The sequence below is a fragment of the Flavobacterium sp. WC2430 genome (assembly GCF_040822075.1).
In the GTDB taxonomy this organism is placed as follows: domain Bacteria; phylum Bacteroidota; class Bacteroidia; order Flavobacteriales; family Flavobacteriaceae; genus Flavobacterium.
This window is the reverse complement of the sequence record NZ_CP162007.1, coordinates 2,802,369-2,818,645: the sequence shown is the minus strand read 5'-3', so window position 1 is coordinate 2,818,645 and position 16,277 is coordinate 2,802,369. Positions and strand designations below refer to the sequence as shown.

12 protein-coding genes and 1 tRNA gene are annotated in these 16,277 nt (G+C 31.3%); 3 read left to right on the top strand and 10 right to left on the bottom strand.

Annotated features, from left to right (window positions below; genetic code table 11):
- Positions 1-13: 13 nt before the first annotated feature.
- Complete coding sequence (locus tag AB3G36_RS12345) at positions 14-529, top strand: DinB family protein (RefSeq protein WP_367753175.1); 516 nt, start codon at positions 14-16, stop codon at positions 527-529.
- A gap of 3 nt (positions 530-532) precedes the next feature.
- Here AB3G36_RS12345 and AB3G36_RS12340 read toward each other — a convergent pair whose 3' ends face one another.
- From AB3G36_RS12340 to AB3G36_RS12310, 7 genes are all read right to left on the bottom strand, one after another.
- A complete protein-coding gene (locus AB3G36_RS12340) occupies positions 533-1,006 on the bottom strand; it encodes a DNA-deoxyinosine glycosylase (protein ID WP_367753173.1) in 474 nt (157 codons plus the stop codon).
- Positions 1,007-1,013: 7 nt separating this feature from the next.
- Entirely contained in the window at positions 1,014-3,128 is a 2,115-nt protein-coding gene (recQ, locus tag AB3G36_RS12335) for a DNA helicase RecQ (protein WP_367753171.1), read from the bottom strand.
- A 125-nt stretch (positions 3,129-3,253) separates the two neighbouring features.
- Positions 3,254-3,655, bottom strand: a complete 402-nt coding sequence (locus AB3G36_RS12330) for a DNA primase (protein WP_367753169.1) — start codon at positions 3,653-3,655, stop codon at positions 3,254-3,256.
- Between the two features lie 9 nt (positions 3,656-3,664).
- Positions 3,665-4,636 (bottom strand): deoxyhypusine synthase family protein, encoded by a 972-nt coding sequence (locus AB3G36_RS12325; protein ID WP_367753167.1) that lies wholly within the window; start codon positions 4,634-4,636, stop codon positions 3,665-3,667.
- Positions 4,637-4,731: 95 nt separating this feature from the next.
- Complete coding sequence (locus AB3G36_RS12320; protein WP_367753165.1) at positions 4,732-6,132, bottom strand: arginine decarboxylase; 1,401 nt, start codon at positions 6,130-6,132, stop codon at positions 4,732-4,734.
- 288 nt (positions 6,133-6,420) lie between these two features.
- Complete coding sequence (aroB, locus tag AB3G36_RS12315) at positions 6,421-7,500, bottom strand: 3-dehydroquinate synthase (RefSeq protein ID WP_367753163.1); 1,080 nt, start codon at positions 7,498-7,500, stop codon at positions 6,421-6,423.
- Between the two features lie 10 nt (positions 7,501-7,510).
- Positions 7,511-9,907, bottom strand: coding sequence for an O-antigen ligase family protein (locus AB3G36_RS12310; protein ID WP_367753162.1), 2,397 nt, complete (start codon positions 9,905-9,907; stop codon positions 7,511-7,513).
- Between the two features lie 163 nt (positions 9,908-10,070).
- Here AB3G36_RS12310 and AB3G36_RS12305 point away from each other — a divergent pair, with 163 nt between their 5' ends.
- Positions 10,071-11,240: a proline dehydrogenase family protein gene (locus AB3G36_RS12305; protein WP_367753160.1), complete on the top strand. Its 1,170-nt coding sequence runs from the start codon at positions 10,071-10,073 to the stop codon at positions 11,238-11,240.
- A 101-nt stretch (positions 11,241-11,341) separates the two neighbouring features.
- Here AB3G36_RS12305 and AB3G36_RS12300 read toward each other — a convergent pair whose 3' ends face one another.
- Entirely contained in the window at positions 11,342-13,126 is a 1,785-nt protein-coding gene (locus tag AB3G36_RS12300) for an ABC transporter ATP-binding protein (protein ID WP_367753158.1), read from the bottom strand.
- Positions 13,127-13,342: 216 nt separating this feature from the next.
- On the opposite strand from AB3G36_RS12300, the gene AB3G36_RS12295 reads away from it, so the two are divergent.
- Positions 13,343-13,417: transfer RNA gene (locus AB3G36_RS12295), tRNA-Val, on the top strand.
- A 61-nt stretch (positions 13,418-13,478) separates the two neighbouring features.
- Here the strand turns inward: AB3G36_RS12295 and AB3G36_RS12290 are convergent.
- Both AB3G36_RS12290 and AB3G36_RS12285 read right to left on the bottom strand, forming a co-directional pair.
- Positions 13,479-14,663, bottom strand: a complete 1,185-nt coding sequence (locus AB3G36_RS12290; protein WP_367753156.1) for a PAS domain-containing sensor histidine kinase — start codon at positions 14,661-14,663, stop codon at positions 13,479-13,481.
- A 151-nt stretch (positions 14,664-14,814) separates the two neighbouring features.
- Positions 14,815-16,164 carry a sigma-54-dependent transcriptional regulator gene (locus AB3G36_RS12285; RefSeq protein ID WP_367753154.1) on the bottom strand — a complete coding sequence of 450 codons (1,350 nt, stop codon included), beginning with the start codon at positions 16,162-16,164 and terminating at the stop codon, positions 14,815-14,817.
- Between the last annotated feature and the right edge of the window lie 113 nt (positions 16,165-16,277).

The following is a 16,277-nucleotide window of genomic DNA, read 5'->3' as shown; positions in this document are numbered from 1 at the left end:
TTAAAAAAAAAAAATGAAAACAGATCAATTACCTGTAAATGAATATTCGGAATTTAATGCAACTTATATTAAGGCGGCAGGAAATGTAGATATGATTGAAGAATTGGAAATTTGCCTTCATGATTTTATTCGTTTTGTACAAAATATCCCAATGGATAAATTTGATTACAGATATGCAGAAGGAAAGTGGACTATCAAAGATATTATTCAACATATTATTGATACAGAACGAATTTTTGCCTATCGTGCTTTACGAATTTCTAGAAATGATAAAACACCGTTGCCAGGTTTTGAAGAAAATCATTACGTTGATAATACAAATGCTAATGAAAGAAACCTTCAAGGGTTGTTGACAGAAATGGCTGTAGTAAGACAGGCTACGTTGTCTTTGTTTAAAAGTTTTTCAGAGGAACAATTGCTGAGTACTGGTACAGCTTCTAATACATCTATTTCAGTTCGTGCGATAGCTTTTATTATTATTGGTCATCAAAAACACCACCAAAAAGTTTATCAAGAAAGATATTTATAGCTTTTAAAAACAAGTAGACCAGATTTCAAGTTTTTTTTCAAAAGACATTGTATTAGCAGGACTAGTGGAAGGCATCACATAGTAAGTGATGCCTTTTATTTGTCCAAATTTTTTAAGAAAGTATTTGTGACTTTCTTTACCGTTAAAGATTATTTTAGTAATTGTTGGGTAATTTTTAAATAGTGTCTCAAAATCATTTTCTTTTTGATTTTTTATGTTAATATCTAAACTTCCATTTCTTTCACAATTTTCTAGAACATCCCACAATCCAATTTTGTTATTCTGTAATAATTTTATTTTTTCTTCGAAAACAACAGAAATTGGCAAACTATCCAAAATTGTATACATTATTTTCCAAAAGTGATTTCTTGGATGAGCATAATATTCTTGTTTTTCAAGAGATGCGATTCCAGGCATTGTTCCTAGAACTAAAATCTCAGTTTCAGAATTGATAAAAGGGGAGAATGAAGTTATCATACAGGTTTTACTTATTTCGATTCTCTTTTTCGATGATTGTTAAAGCGAGTCTTATTTTATCGTAAGCAATTTTTTCTTCAAAAAAGTCAAAATATGGTTTTAAGGTAGCTGGGCTTTCTAGTTTTGTCTTGGCTTGTTTTACAAGAATTACTTCTTCTTTAGATACAAATTGAAATAAATCAATATTTGCACCATCTAAATATAATTTAGCAAAGTGCGACATAATAGTTCCTAATCCTAAATTTCTTTTTAAAGCTATTTCATCAGGCGGTAACCCGCTTTGAAACAAGGCAAGCGTTTCTTTGTAGGTGTTAGATTCTTTCTTTGTTTTTACCTCTTTGTTTTTATGGAATTCAATGATAGCTTTTATAAATACATCACCATATTTTTCTAATTTTACTTTACCTACACCATCAATTGCAATAAGTTCTTCATCGCTCATGGGTCTTAAAGTTTCCATTTGGCGTAAAGCCGCATCACTAAAAATCACATAAGCAGGAACACTTTCGTCTTTTGAAATTTCGTATCGCAATTTTTTTAATTTTTCAAAAAGAGAATTCGTACTGAACTTTGTTTTTGGTTCATTGACTGCAATTTTTTCTGTATTTGCCTTTACAACTGTAGTTAATTGTACTTTATCACCTTCAAATAAAACCTCACGTGCCAAAGAGGTTAATCTAATTTTGTTTTGTTGATGAAAAGCTATTTCACAATAGCCTTGATTGATTAACTGAATAATGTATTGATTCCAGTCATACCAGGAAATATCACTACCGACGGCATACGTTTTTAAATTTTGATACTCTTTTTCGAAAATATAAGCATTTTTTGAACCTCTCAAAAAGTCAACTATAACAGGAAGTGGCTCTGACTCTTTTAATCTCATAATGGCTGATAATGCTTTTTGAGCAATAATTGTTCCGTCAAAAAATTCGGGTGGGTTTTTACAAATATCACAATTTCCACAATTTTCAGTTACGAGTTCCCCAAAATAGGAAAGCAATATTTTTCTTCGACAACTCAAAGCATCTGCGTATTGCTTCATTCTTTCCAGTTTTGCGAGTTGCACTTCGGCGTTTAACCCTTGAGATGCAAATTTTTGTAATTGGATTACATCGCCGTAACTTTCGAATAAAATGGTTTCCGAAGGTAGTCCATCTCGTCCTGCACGTCCAATTTCTTGGTAGTATCCTTCAATATTTTTAGGTAGATTATAATGAATGACCCAGCGGACATTTGACTTATCGATTCCCATACCAAAAGCAATAGTTGCGCAAACTACTTGGCAATCATCATTTATGAATTCATCTTGCGTTTTTGATCGAATTGTGTTTTCTAAACCAGCATGATAGGCTTTAGCATTTATACCAACTTTTTGAAGTTTTTCGGCTAATTCCTCGGTTGTTTTTCGGCTTAAGCAATAAATAATTCCTGATTCAGATGGCTTTTCGCTAATGAAATCTATAATTTGTTTTACTCTGTCTAATGCTGGTCGAACTTCTAAACTCAAGTTTTTTCTATCGAATGAGGATATGAATAACTTAGCGTTATTTAGGTTTAATTGTGTGCTAATGTCTTTACGTGTAGCTTTATCTGCAGTCGCAGTTAAAGCTAAGATTGGAGTAGAAGGGAAGCGATTTTTTAAGTATCCTAAATTGGTATATGCTGGACGGAAATCATGTCCCCAAGAAGAAATACAGTGCGCTTCATCAATCGCAATTAAGCTAATGGTTATTTGACTAAATGCATTTTCTAAATACGATAAACTCTCAGGAGCTACATAAACAATTTTTACTTTGTTGTCTTTAAGATTCTGGATATGTAATTGCTGTTCTCCATCTGTTTGGCTACTATTGATGTAGCAAGCTTGAATTCCGTTAGTTTTTAAACTATCAACTTGATCTTTCATCAAGGCAATTAGCGGAGAAATAACTATTGTAATTCCTGTAAACAAAAGTGCGGGTAATTGAAAGCAAATAGATTTTCCGCCTCCAGTAGGCATAATTGCCAATGTATCTTGACCGGAAATGATTGAATTAATAATTTTTTCCTGATTGGGTCTAAATTTTTCAAAACCAAAATTTTCTTTAAGCGTATCGTGTAGTATCTGTGATGTAATCATAATAATGAGTAAACAAGAATGTGATGAATTTAGTAATAATGGAATCTTACATTTGAATTAAATAGTATTCGATTAATAAAAAAAAAGGAACTCAAATAAGAGTTCCTTTAGTATTTTATAATGAATTAATCTTCATCATCATCATCGTCGTCTTCATCAGAATAATCTTTTTTATCTGAATCTTCGTCGTCCTCATCGTCCTCAGTTTCAGGTTTATCGACAGCGTCGTCATCATCGTCATCATCATCATCGTCTAAATCAAGCCCTTTTATTGGGATGATTGGTTCGATTTCGTCATCGATTTCGTCATCTTCGTCATAATTTTCAATTCTATCAGCAAGTTTCATACTTACTTTAACTAAATAAATAGTGTCCTCAGTACGCACTTCTACAGCTTCAATTAATTCGTTTTTAGCATTTCTAAAACGGATTATATCGGAGTCATCATAACCATCGGGAAATCGTTCTACTAAAAGATTTAAGATTTCATTGGTCAATTTTGCGTAATCAACAATTACTCTTTTCATAATAATATTCTATAAGTCTAATAAATAAGCGAAAATTAAAGGCGCTACAATAGTAGCATCCGACTCAATAATGAACTTTGGAGTATTAATATCTAGTTTACCCCAAGTTATTTTTTCGTTTGGTACAGCTCCTGAATAAGAACCGTAACTTGTTGTTGAATCTGAAATTTGGCAGAAATAACTCCAAAAAGGAATATCATGCATTTCCATATCTTGATACAACATTGGTACTACGCAAATTGGAAAATCTCCAGCAATTCCACCACCAATTTGGAAAAAGCCAATTCCTTTGGCACTGTTTTTTGGGTACCAGTCTGATAGATAGACCATATACTCAATTCCTGATTTCATTGTAGAAGCTTTTAAGTCTCCTTTTATTACGTAAGATGCAAAAATGTTCCCCATAGTACTGTCTTCCCAACCTGGCACAATAATAGGTAAATTTTTCTCAGCGGCAGCATACATCCAGCTGTCTTTTAAGTCAATTTCATAGTATTCTTCTAATACTCCTGAAAGCAACATTTTGTACATAAATTCGTGTGGGAAATATCTTTCTCCTTTGTCATCAGCATCTTTCCATATTTTATAAATATGTTTTTGTAAACGACGGAAAGCTTCATGTTCAGGGATACAAGTGTCAGTAACTCTATTTAATCCTCTTTCTAATAAGTCCCATTCGTCTTGTGGTGTCAAATCACGGTAATTAGGTACTCTTTCATAATGTGAATGAGCTACTAAATTCATAACATCTTCCTCTAGGTTTGCTCCTGTACAAGAAATGATTTGTACTTTATCTTGTCGAATAATTTCAGCGAAGATTTTTCCAATTTCGGCTGTACTCATTGCACCCGCCATACTCACCATCATTTTGGCACCATTTGCTAATTGTTGTTCGTATGCCTTAGCAGCATCTACTAAAGATGCAGAATTGAAATGCAAATAATGTTTTTCTATAAACTGACTTATAGGTCCTTTACTCATTGTGTTGGTTTTAAATATTTAAAAATCAGATACTTGAAAAAAATGTAGTTATCCAAATATAAGAAATTTTTAAATTGACTAATTGTATTTAATATTTATTTTTTATCGTAACCTAAAATTTTTAAAACATCATCTGAAGTTTGTTGTTCTGAAAAAACTTCTGTTGCCAAAATTCCATTTTCATCCCTATCAATTAAAATATGTTTGGGTTGAGGGATGAGACAGTGATGTAAACCTCCGTACCCACCAATGGTTTCTTGATAGGCACCAGTATTAAAGAAACCAATATATAATGGTTTTTCTTTATTGTATTTTGGTAAATAAATGGCATTCATGTTTTGTTCTGAATTGTAATAATCATCACTATCACATGTCAATCCACCTAGTAAAACTCTTTCATAAGTTTCATTCCAACGGTTAACCGCTAACATAATGAAACGTTTGTTAATTGCCCAAGTATCTGGAAGCGTAGTTATGAATGAAGAATCGATCATATTCCATTTTTCTCTATCATTTTGTTGTTTTTGATACAAAATTTGATAAATGGCACCACCACTTTCACCTACTGTAAACGAACCAAATTCAGTAAAAATATTTGGAACATCAACCTCGGCTTCATCACAAGCAATTTTAATTTGATTGATAATTTCATCAATCATATATTGATAATCGTATTCAAATGCCAATGAGTTTTTTATTGGAAAACCACCACCAATATTTAATCCGTCCAATGTTGGACATTCTTTCTTTAGGGCAATATAAACTTTTATACATTTTACTAATTCATTCCAATAATAGGCATTATCATTAATCCCTGTATTGATAAAAAAGTGCAACATTTTCAGTTCTAACTTATCGTTTTCTTGAATTTGTTTTTTATAAAAGTTCACAATATTTTTATAACCAATTCCTAGTCTGGAAGTATAAAACTCAAATTTTGGTTCTTCCTCTGCAGCAATACGAATTCCAATCTTAAATTTCCCTTTAATTTCCGCTTGAAGCAAATCTAATTCTTCAAAATTGTCAATAATAGGAATCGTATTTTTATGTCCGTTATTGATTAAACGGGCAATGTTTTCTATATATTGATCTCTCTTAAAACCATTACAAATAACATAGGTGCTTTTATTTATTTTACCATTTGCCATTAAATTTTCTACAATATTAATATCAAAGGCAGATGAAGTTTCAATATGAATATTGTTTTTAAAAGCTTCATTCATGATGAACTCAAAGTGAGAGCTTTTAGTACAATAGCAATAATAATATTTAGCCTCATATTTATTCTTTTCCATCGATTTACGAAACCAGCTTTTGGCTTTGTTGATGTTATTTGAAATTTGAGGTAAGTAGGTGAATTTTAATGGTGTTCCATATTGTTCCACTAATTTCATTAAATCAATATTATGAAACTGAAGATTATCTTTGTTTAAAGTAAATTCTTCTTGCGGGAAATAATAGGTTTGATTAATTAAGTCTGTATACTTTGTATTCATTTGTTTTTGAGTAAATTATGAGATTAAATTGAAACGAAATTAATCTATAATTCAAACTCTTATATTGGCATAAATGATTTGTAATTTTTCGTGATCAACTTTTAAATACTGAAATAGATCAAAACTAAAGTTTCCTTTAATAGAATTGAAACGCTTCAACATTCTTAAAAAAGAAATATTGTTTCCACTCCAATTTTTACTAAAATTTATTCTGTTTTGATTTGTTTTCATTGGGGCAAATGTAAAAAATAATTTATACGTAATGCAATCCTTTTTGGTAAAAAATAATTATGATTTATAATCATTAAATGCACTAAGAATTAATTCATTTTCAACAGATTGATTGATTTTGATTTTTCCAATTCCTTCTATTAAAGCAAACTGAATAGTTCCATACTCATTTTTTTTGTCATGAATGAGCAATTCTAGTATAGGTTCAATGTCATTTTCATGAAATTCAATGTCATCAAAGATCGCTTTAATGGCTGTTTTTATTTGGTTGTATTCTTCTAAGGTAACTAATTTTTTTACAAATGAGATATAACTTTCTAAAATCATCCCTACAGCAATTGCTTCTCCATGTAATAAAGTAGTTTTTTGTTCATTTTCCAAAAAATAACTTTCGATGGCATGCCCTAAAGTATGTCCAAAGTTTAGTGATTTTCTAAGGTTTTTCTCCGTTGGGTCTAATGTTACAATTTCATTTTTAATTTCAACAGAACGGTAAATTAATTCGTCTAAATCAGCATAATTAATAGCTTTTAAATCTAGGAATTGTTCCCAATATTTTTTGTCATAAATCAAACCGTGTTTTAACATTTCTGCGAGACCAGAACGCATTTCGTTTTGTGGAACCGTTTCTAGATAGGCTGTGTCAATAAGTACCATTATAGGTAAATTGAAAACCCCTATTTGGTTTTTAATATTTCCAAGATCAATACCGTTTTTACCTCCTACAGAGGCATCTACCATTGAAAGTAGCGTTGTAGGAACATTAATGAAATCAACACCTCTTTTAAAAGTAGAAGCGACAAACCCACCTAAGTCGGTAACAACACCACCACCAACGTTAATAACAAGACTTTTTCTATCTCCTCCTAGTTCAGTCAATACATTCCAAATTTGAACACAAGTGTCGATATTTTTATTGATCTCTCCATTTTCAAATTCAATTATTTCAATCGTTAAATTGGTTTCTAAATAAGGTAAGAATTTAGGCAAACAAAATTCATTAGTATTACTGTCAACTATAATGAATATGGTTGAATATTTACTTTGTTTTAAATGTAAGTTTAAAGCTTCGTACCCTTTTTCATTGAAATGAATGGGGTGATTGCTTGCTTCTATGGTTTTTAACGAATTCGGCATATTAATTAATTTAGTTACAATACTGGACTACTAATGCTGCAGCTCCAGGATAATTTTTGTTCTCTGCCAATTTTAAATTTTGACAGCCTTTTTCTCTATTTTTTGTGTTCAAATAAGACGCTCCAAGTAAAAACTCAGTTTTCCCATCAGTTAGAGTTGGCGAATTTAAGGTTTTTTCTAAATAAATTATGGCAGTTTTAAACTGATTTAACTTAAAATAACAAATTCCTATATTCTGTGTAATTATTATATTTTTCGGATCATCTAATAATGCTTTTTTATAATATACTATAGCTTTGTCATATTTAGATTCGGTCCCATATTGATTGGCAATAGTGATGTTATTAGGTTTAACGGCTTCATTTTTAACTGGTTTTGATGATATAGTATTAGTCCTTAATCCATCATTTTGAAATGATTTTTTTCGGTTCAATAACGTTGTGTCGTTAGGAAATACCAATAATCCTGAATCAATAAATTGGATTAATGCTTTGTTTGAATATTGTGATTGTGCCAATGCACTAGAGGTATTAATCCAAATATTTGGTTTTTGAATGTACTTTGTAAATTGATTGTGTATTTGTAAAATTGCTGTTGTATCTTTTTTATTGACTGTTACAACAATAGCTGATAAATAATAGTCTTCACTTCGAGGTCTAATTTCAAAAGCCTTTTTTGCATAGAAATAAGCGCTATCTGTATTACCTAATTCTTTATAGATTCTGTATTTATACCACTCAGATCTTCCCGTATAAGGGTTGATTTTTTGAGAAAGGTTAAAATATTTTAAGGCTTCCGGATACTGTTTTTCTTTTAAAGAATAGATTCCTGCTAATTCAATAAAAGGTTGAGAACTTATGGCAACGTTTGGAAATTTTGGAATTCTACTGATAATTTCCTTCGCTGAATAGTTGTAATCAGATTCGTTTTGGGCCAAATCATTTCGGGTATCATTTTCTAATCTAAAAGCCTCGAAAGCACTGTATGAAAAATAAAATGTGACGACGCTTAATAAAATTAGAATTAGAGTAATCGCTTTCCTATAATCAAATTCTTTGAGTGCAGCAGTAGGTTTTATATTTAAGATTGTTAATGCTAGAAAAAAGCAAAAATTAATTTGCATAGTAGGCCTGTACAAAGGAAAATTAAATAAGGCGTCGATTCCATAACTGACCATTAATAACAAAGCAAGGGAAGCTATAATTTGTACTTCTTTTTCGTTTTTATTAAAAATATTTTTTAGGTTTAGTACCAGTCCAAAAATGAAAATAAATAAGTAAATAATTGAGTTCAAAACTCCAGTTTCGGCAGCAATTTCTAGAAAATCATTGTGGGGATGAGCGGAAATTTGCAAATCATTTGTCTGCGTTTTTTCGTAAGGCATTGACTCAATTTTCCAATTTCCGAGTCCAATTCCTAAAACAGGATTTTTTTTGATAATTTCAATAGCATTTCCCCAATAAGTTAACCTTGCATTTTTTGAAGCATCCTTTTCTTTTGAAGCGCTAATTTGCAAAATACGATTTGTAACCGACTTATATCTGTCATTGTTATTGCTTTTTTCGAAAATGATATTTGCAGTAAAAAAGGCAATAAGTAAAGGGAGAACTATACTTATGTAGTTTATATAATTAGGCTTTTTTTGATTGTTGATTTTTAGAAAAACTATAATAAAAAGAACAATTTCGACAAACAGACTAATATAAGACGCCCGAGAAGCAGTTAAGAAAATCAACAAAGAGGCTAAGAATAAACTCAAGATTAATAACCCTTTTTTCCATTTAGTGAAATGAGTAATTCCTAAGAGTAAAAACGGTATTTTACCTGATAGATTCGCAGCAAAAATATTAACATTGCCTGTGTTACCTTTTAATACAGATAAACCATTTAAAATAGTAGATGTTTTGGCTGTTCCTATAAAATGATTGAGCTCTAAATAGGCTTGTATAAAAACACTAATTCCTACTAAAAACACAATTTTATAAATTAAATCTAATCTGTTGTGTAATAAAACAGAGAGATTTATAAACAGACAAAAAACAGTGATAATTTGCATAAAGTTGACAATCGCTAACGAAAAATTGTTAGCCGAAAAGAGAGCAAAACCACAAAATAGTAAAAAACTGACATACGCTTTAAGAACACTACTCTTTTTGAATACAGCTACTAAACCATTTGAAATAAGATCTTGATTTTTATATAAAAAAACAGCTGTAATTATATTGATAAAGGAGAGATATAAGAATTGCGGAGCAATAATTTCAACACTACCAAATTGTGGGAAAAAGTCAATAATCAAAAAACTAAAAATGAAAAGGAGTACTATTGTTTCGTAAAAAACAGTATTATTTTTATCTAATTCATTGTTACTCTGATTTTCAAGACTATTTTTTTTATGCTTATTCATTTACTGTTTTTTAATCAAATTTATATTTTTCAAATTTATTGAATATTTTTCCTAGATATAATTTTTTAGGAAAATTATCATAAAAAACAATTATGATTAATTTAATGAGAAATTGACAAAGAAAAATCAAACTATATCTATATTTGTGAAAAAATATCAGCATATGGAAAAAATATTCAATAATACACAAGTTGCCTTTTCTTTAAAAAGTGATACCGAACTGGATAGAGCTTATTTTCTTTTTAAAATGATTGCAAATCAGCCTTTAGTGCGTATCGGAACGGCAGTTACCAATTTTGCTTTAAAAGCAAATCTTCCTGTTGAAGGACTAATTAGAGCTACTGTTTTTGACCATTTTTGTGGTGGTGTAAATGAAGAAGACTGTCTTTCGGTTGTTGATAAAATGTATACAAAAGGGGTTTCTTCAGTATTGGATTATTCTGTTGAAGGAAAAGAGGAAGAAGATCAGTTTGATGCCGCTTTAAAAATGACCTTAAAAACAATTGATTTTGCTAAAGAACGTCAAGCTATTCCATTTGCAGTTTTTAAACCTACGGGTCTTGGTCGTTTTGAATTGTATGAAAAAATAGGGGAGAAGCAACCACTGACTCCTGATGAACAAGCGGAGTGGGATAGAGTAGTAGCTCGTTTTGATTTGGTTTGTAGTGAAGGACATAAAAAAGATGTTGCCTTATTAATTGATGCAGAGGAAAGTTGGATGCAAGATGCTGCTGATGCATTAGTGACTGAAATGATGCGTAAATACAATAAAGAAAAGGCTATTGTTTTCAATACATTGCAAATGTACCGTTGGGATCGATTGGATTATTTGATGAAATTAAAAGAGCAGGCGGATAAAGAAGGTTTTTTTATTGGAATGAAATTAGTTCGTGGTGCTTACATGGAAAAAGAAAATGTTCGTGCTGAAGAAAAAGAATATCCATCACCAATATGCGCCACAAAAGAAGCTTCGGATGTCAATTATGATGCTGCAGTACACTATATGATTAATCATTTAGATACCATGTCAATTTTTGCTGGAACTCATAATGAATCGAGTACGTATACGTTGATGGAACTAATGAACGAGAAAGGAATTAAGACAAATGACAATAGAGTTTGGTTTGGACAACTGTATGGCATGAGTGATAACATAAGCTATAACTTAGCGGATCATGGATATAATGTGGCTAAATATTTACCTTTTGGTCCTGTGAAAGATGTTATGCCGTATTTAATTCGTCGTGCTGAAGAGAATACTTCTGTGGCTGGACAAACGAGCCGCGAATTAGAGATGATAAAAGCGGAACGTAAAAGAAGAAAAGGAAAATAAATTATATTTCACTGTAGCTTTTTCATTTTAAAAACACACACCCAATTTTATAAAAAAAACCATTTGTTTTAGCAAATGGTTTTTTTTATCATCAATCTTAACTAAGAATTACTAAACTGTAAGTTACTTAAGTTTTTATATTTACCGTTTTCTAGAGAAATTAGTTCTAGGTGCGTTCCTTGTTCTGAGATGATTCCGTTATCAAGTACCAGAATTTGATTGGCACTACGAATAGTAGAAAGTCGGTGCGCAATAATGATGCTTGTTCTACCTTCCATTAATATTTCTAAAGCTTCTTGAACAAGCTTTTCACTTTCGCTGTCTAATGAAGAAGTGGCTTCATCAAGAATCAATATACTTGGATTTTTAAGTAAAGCTCTAGCAATAGCAATACGCTGTCTTTGACCACCGGAAAGTTTGATTCCTCTTTCTCCTACTAATGTTTCAAATTTCTCTGGGAAACCTTCGATAAAATTAAAAGCATTCGCTTGTTTAGCAGCTAATAGAATTTCATCTTCACTTGCATCAGGTTTTCCGTAGGCTATATTTTCTCTAATGGTTCCTCCAAATAATATGACATCTTGAGGAACAATACTCATATTTCCACGAAGATTTTCTAAATCGTAATCGTATATATTTTTACCGTCAATTATAATTTCGCCACTATCAATATCGTAAAAACGTAATAATAAGGAAGCAATAGTTGATTTACCTGTTCCACTAGGGCCAACAATAGCGATCTTTTGTCCAAATTCAGCAGTGAAATTAACATTTTTTAAAACATTTATTTCTTTTCTTGACGGATAACTGAAAGCCACATTTTTGAAGGTGACATTTCCTTTAATTTTGTTTTTTACTGCATTTTGTACGGAATTAATTTTTTCAGGAGTTTCCTCCAATAATTCAAACACACGCTCCGTGGCACCAATTGCTTTTTGGATTTGTGCATACAATTCAGCAATACCTCCAAAAGAAGCTCCTACAAAAGTAGAATAGAGGACAAATGAAATTAACTGTCCCACACTCATCTCGCCACTAATACTCAACCGAACACCAAACCATACTACGGCTACAATAGCACCAAACAAACAGAAAATTATAAATGAAGCAAAATACCCTCTATATTTTCCGCCTTTAATGGCTAATTTTACTACTTCTTTTATTTTTCCGTCATAACGGGCAATTTCATACCATTCATTGGCAAAAGCCTTAACAATACTAATACCTTGCATGGTTTCTTCAACAATCACCTGACTTTCGGCTACTTGATCTTGTACGTTTTTAGAAAATTTTCGAATAAACCGACCAAAAATTACTGCAGCAACAGCAACTAATGGTACTACTGATAACATCAATAAGGTTAGTTTAAAACTTTCTGTCGCCAATAGAGCAACACCACCAATAATTAAAATAAATTGTCTTAAAAACTCGGCAATTGTTGAAGTTAGCGTATCTTGAATTTGCGTTATATCAGAGCTTATTCTACTATTCAATTCCCCAACGCGTTTTTGAGAAAAGAATGACATCGGTAGTTTTACCAAATTACTGTATAAGGACAAACGAAGGTTAGCCAATGTATGTTCAGTAAAATTAATAAACAATGACAATCTAAAAAATGAAAATATAGATTGCATAAAAAGAATACCTATTAAAAATAGCGCGATGGTATTGGCTTGAGCATTGTCTTTGTTTTTTACACAATCAATTAACAATCCCATTAATTTAGGGAAAGCCAAGGCAGTTGCTCCAGTAAGAAGTAAAAAGACTAAACCTACATAAAATTTCCAACGATGGTTACCAGCATATCGAAATATAAGGGTTGCTTTATTGAGAGAACTTGCTGTAATTTTTGATTTGGGTAAATCATTTTCTTTGAACCTTGCCATTATATATTGTTTATGACACAAATGTAATACTATAGCGTTTCATTACAAAAAAATTGTAGCCTTAGAAAATAGTATTAATATGTTGTAATAGAGTACTAAAGGATTTATTGCTTATTTTTTATTCATTTATTTTTAAATTTTGCTTGCAAATACAAATTCTAGATGTATATTTGCACACGCAATAACGAATAAGAAATCATTCTAATTGTAAAAATAGGGCGATTAGCTCAGCTGGTTCAGAGCACCTCGTTTACACCGAGGGGGTCGGGGGTTCGAACCCCTCATCGCCCACAAAACTTCTCAAGAAATTGAGAAGTTTTTTTTTGCTTTAACATTTGTCGAAAAATTATAATCAATCTGTAATAAGACAAATAACAAAAGTAGTTTTTTCTTCCTCATTTTTATAAGCTAGATAGCCACCATGAGATTCGATAATATTTTTGGATAAGGTTAATCCAATTCCAGCGCCTTCTTTTCTTGTAGTGAAAAAAGGAAGGAAAATTTTGTTTTCTATTTCGGGTTCAATGCCTTTTTCATTGTCAGAAATTGTTATGAATGTCCTGTTTTCTTTGGGTTCAGCCGAAATAAATATTCTTTTTTGTGCTATTTCTTTTAAGGCATAAATACAATTGGTCAATAGATTGATAAATACTTGTTCCATTTGTTTTGAATCTGCTTCTAACCAATGATTAATAGTAATAGTATTTACAACTTCAATTCCTTCTTTTATGAATAAAGGAGTCATAATTTCAAAACTATTTGCAATGAGTTGTTGCAGTCTTATCTGTTCCTTTTTAGGTGATGGCAACATGGCAAGTTTACGGTAACTTTCTACAAATTGTTGCAAATGGTCACTACGGCGTAACATCGTTGCTACACTGGTTTTCATGTCTTCAAGATCATCCGAAGAAATGCTTTCTTGTTGTACTAACTCGTGTAAATTTTGCGAAAGCGAGCGAATAGGCGTAATGGAGTTTAATAGTTCATGTGAAATGACTTTCATTAAGTTTCCCCAAGCTTCTTTTTCTTTTTTCTCCACTACATTCTGGATAGAATCCAGTAAAATGATGAAATAATCTTGGCGGTAAATTTCACTTCTAGAGGTTTGCAGAACAAAAGTTTGTGTGTCTTGCTGGTTTACCCGAATTTCTAGTGAAGTCTTGATTTCTTGAAAATCTTGCTCTTCAATAATTTCGCATAAAGAAGCTAATTGATTCTTGAGGTATTTCCATTTAGAAACTTTGGGAACACTAAAATGTTTAGAAAAATAGTCATTCATCAAAAAAATATCCCATTCATTTTCTTGCTTTTGCAGTATTATAATTCCTGTTTCAACCGTATTTAAAATGGAGCGGTAAACCATATCTTTCGATATTTGTTCTTTTTTATCTGATTTTAGCTTTTCATACAACTCAAATAATTTGATATAATTGTTATGTGATTTATGCTTTGAAAAATCGGCTGTAAAATCATTCTGAAGAATAGAAGTAATGGTTCTGTCATAAATTGAAAAAGCATTTTTAATGTAAAAATACATTTCAGTAAGGAGCAACAGTATTAAGACAACCGTAAATAAAGAGGTAAATATTAAATCATTATGCAGTAGCCAAATCAAAAAGACTGAACACGACAGGATGACAAGCACACGCAGAAATAACAGTTGATATGTTTTTGAAGATTGGAACATATTAATGAGTGGTGATGTTATATTTTTCTAAACGACGGTATAAAGCAGCTCTTGACAAACCTAATTCCTCAGCGGCTTTAGAAATATTATTATCATTTTTTAGCAGCACTTTTTCAACAGTTGCTTTTTCTATTGAAGAAAGTTGGACGTCTTCAGGACTATTTTCGTAGTGAGTAATTTCATCTAAATCAAGATCAGAAACAGTAATTGTATTGTTTTCACAAAGAATAACGGCACGCTCAATTCGGTTTTCCATTTCACGAATGTTACCGTTCCAGGCGTGTTTCTGAATTTGTTCTATTACTTTAGAATCAAAAACAATTTCGTCACGTTGGTATTTTTCAATCATTTTCTGTAAAAGATAATTGACTAGCGGAATTTTATCTTCATCACGTTCTCGCAAAGGAGGAAGTATGATTTCCATCGTATTGATGCGATAGTATAAATCTTCTCTAAAGTTTTTATCAGCAACCTCTTGTTTTAGATTTAAATTGGTAGCTGTAATAATGCGGACATTCAAAGGTCTCGCTTTTGATTCGCCCAAACGCGTTACCGTTTTGGTTTGAATAACTTGTAAAAGTTTCGACTGTAAATGCAAAGGAACATTTCCGATTTCATCTAAAAAGATAGTTCCGTTTTGAGCCATTTCAAAACGTCCAGCAGTATCCACTTTTGCATCTGTAAAAGCGCCTTTTATATAGCCAAAAAGTTCACTTTCGAAAATATTTGAATTTAAAGAACCTAAATCAACATGAATAAATGGATTGTTTTTTCGTTCTGATTGACTAAAGATATGATGTGATAACACAAATTTCCCTGTTCCATTTTCTCCTAAAATCAGAACGTTAGCATCTGTTTTAGCGACTTTATCAGCTACAGCATACGCTTTTTTGATAGCTTCAGAACTTCCAATGAAATAATCGGTATCCATTTCAATTGGAGTAGGTTTCTTTTTCTCTTTTCGGGATTTATCAACGGCTTGTTTTACTACTTCAAGTAGTTTTTGGTTTTCCCAAGGTTTCAAAATATAATCAAACGCCCCCGCTTTTAAGCCTTCAACAGCTGTTTCTACCTTACCAAAAGCAGTCATTAAAATCACAACTGTTTTTGGCGAAAGCGTTTTTATTTCTTTCAATAAATACAATCCTTCTTTACCATCTTCAAAACCAATTCGGTAATTCATGTCCAATAAAACAACGTCAATCGTATTTTTGGCTAATAACTCGACAACGTTTTTGGGATTACTGAGGGTATAAATGTCTTCAAAATGCTTTTTAAGTAGCATTTTTGAAGCAAAAAGGATGTCTTCTTGATCATCTATAACTAGAATTGCGGCGTCGGTTTTCTTCATTAGTGTTCGGTTTCGGACAAAAAGTGTTCGGAAATGAACACTTCAAAAAATCAATTTAAAATAAAAACTTCAAAATAAGGGAGTTACAAAGTTTAACTTTTTGGCACGAAAAT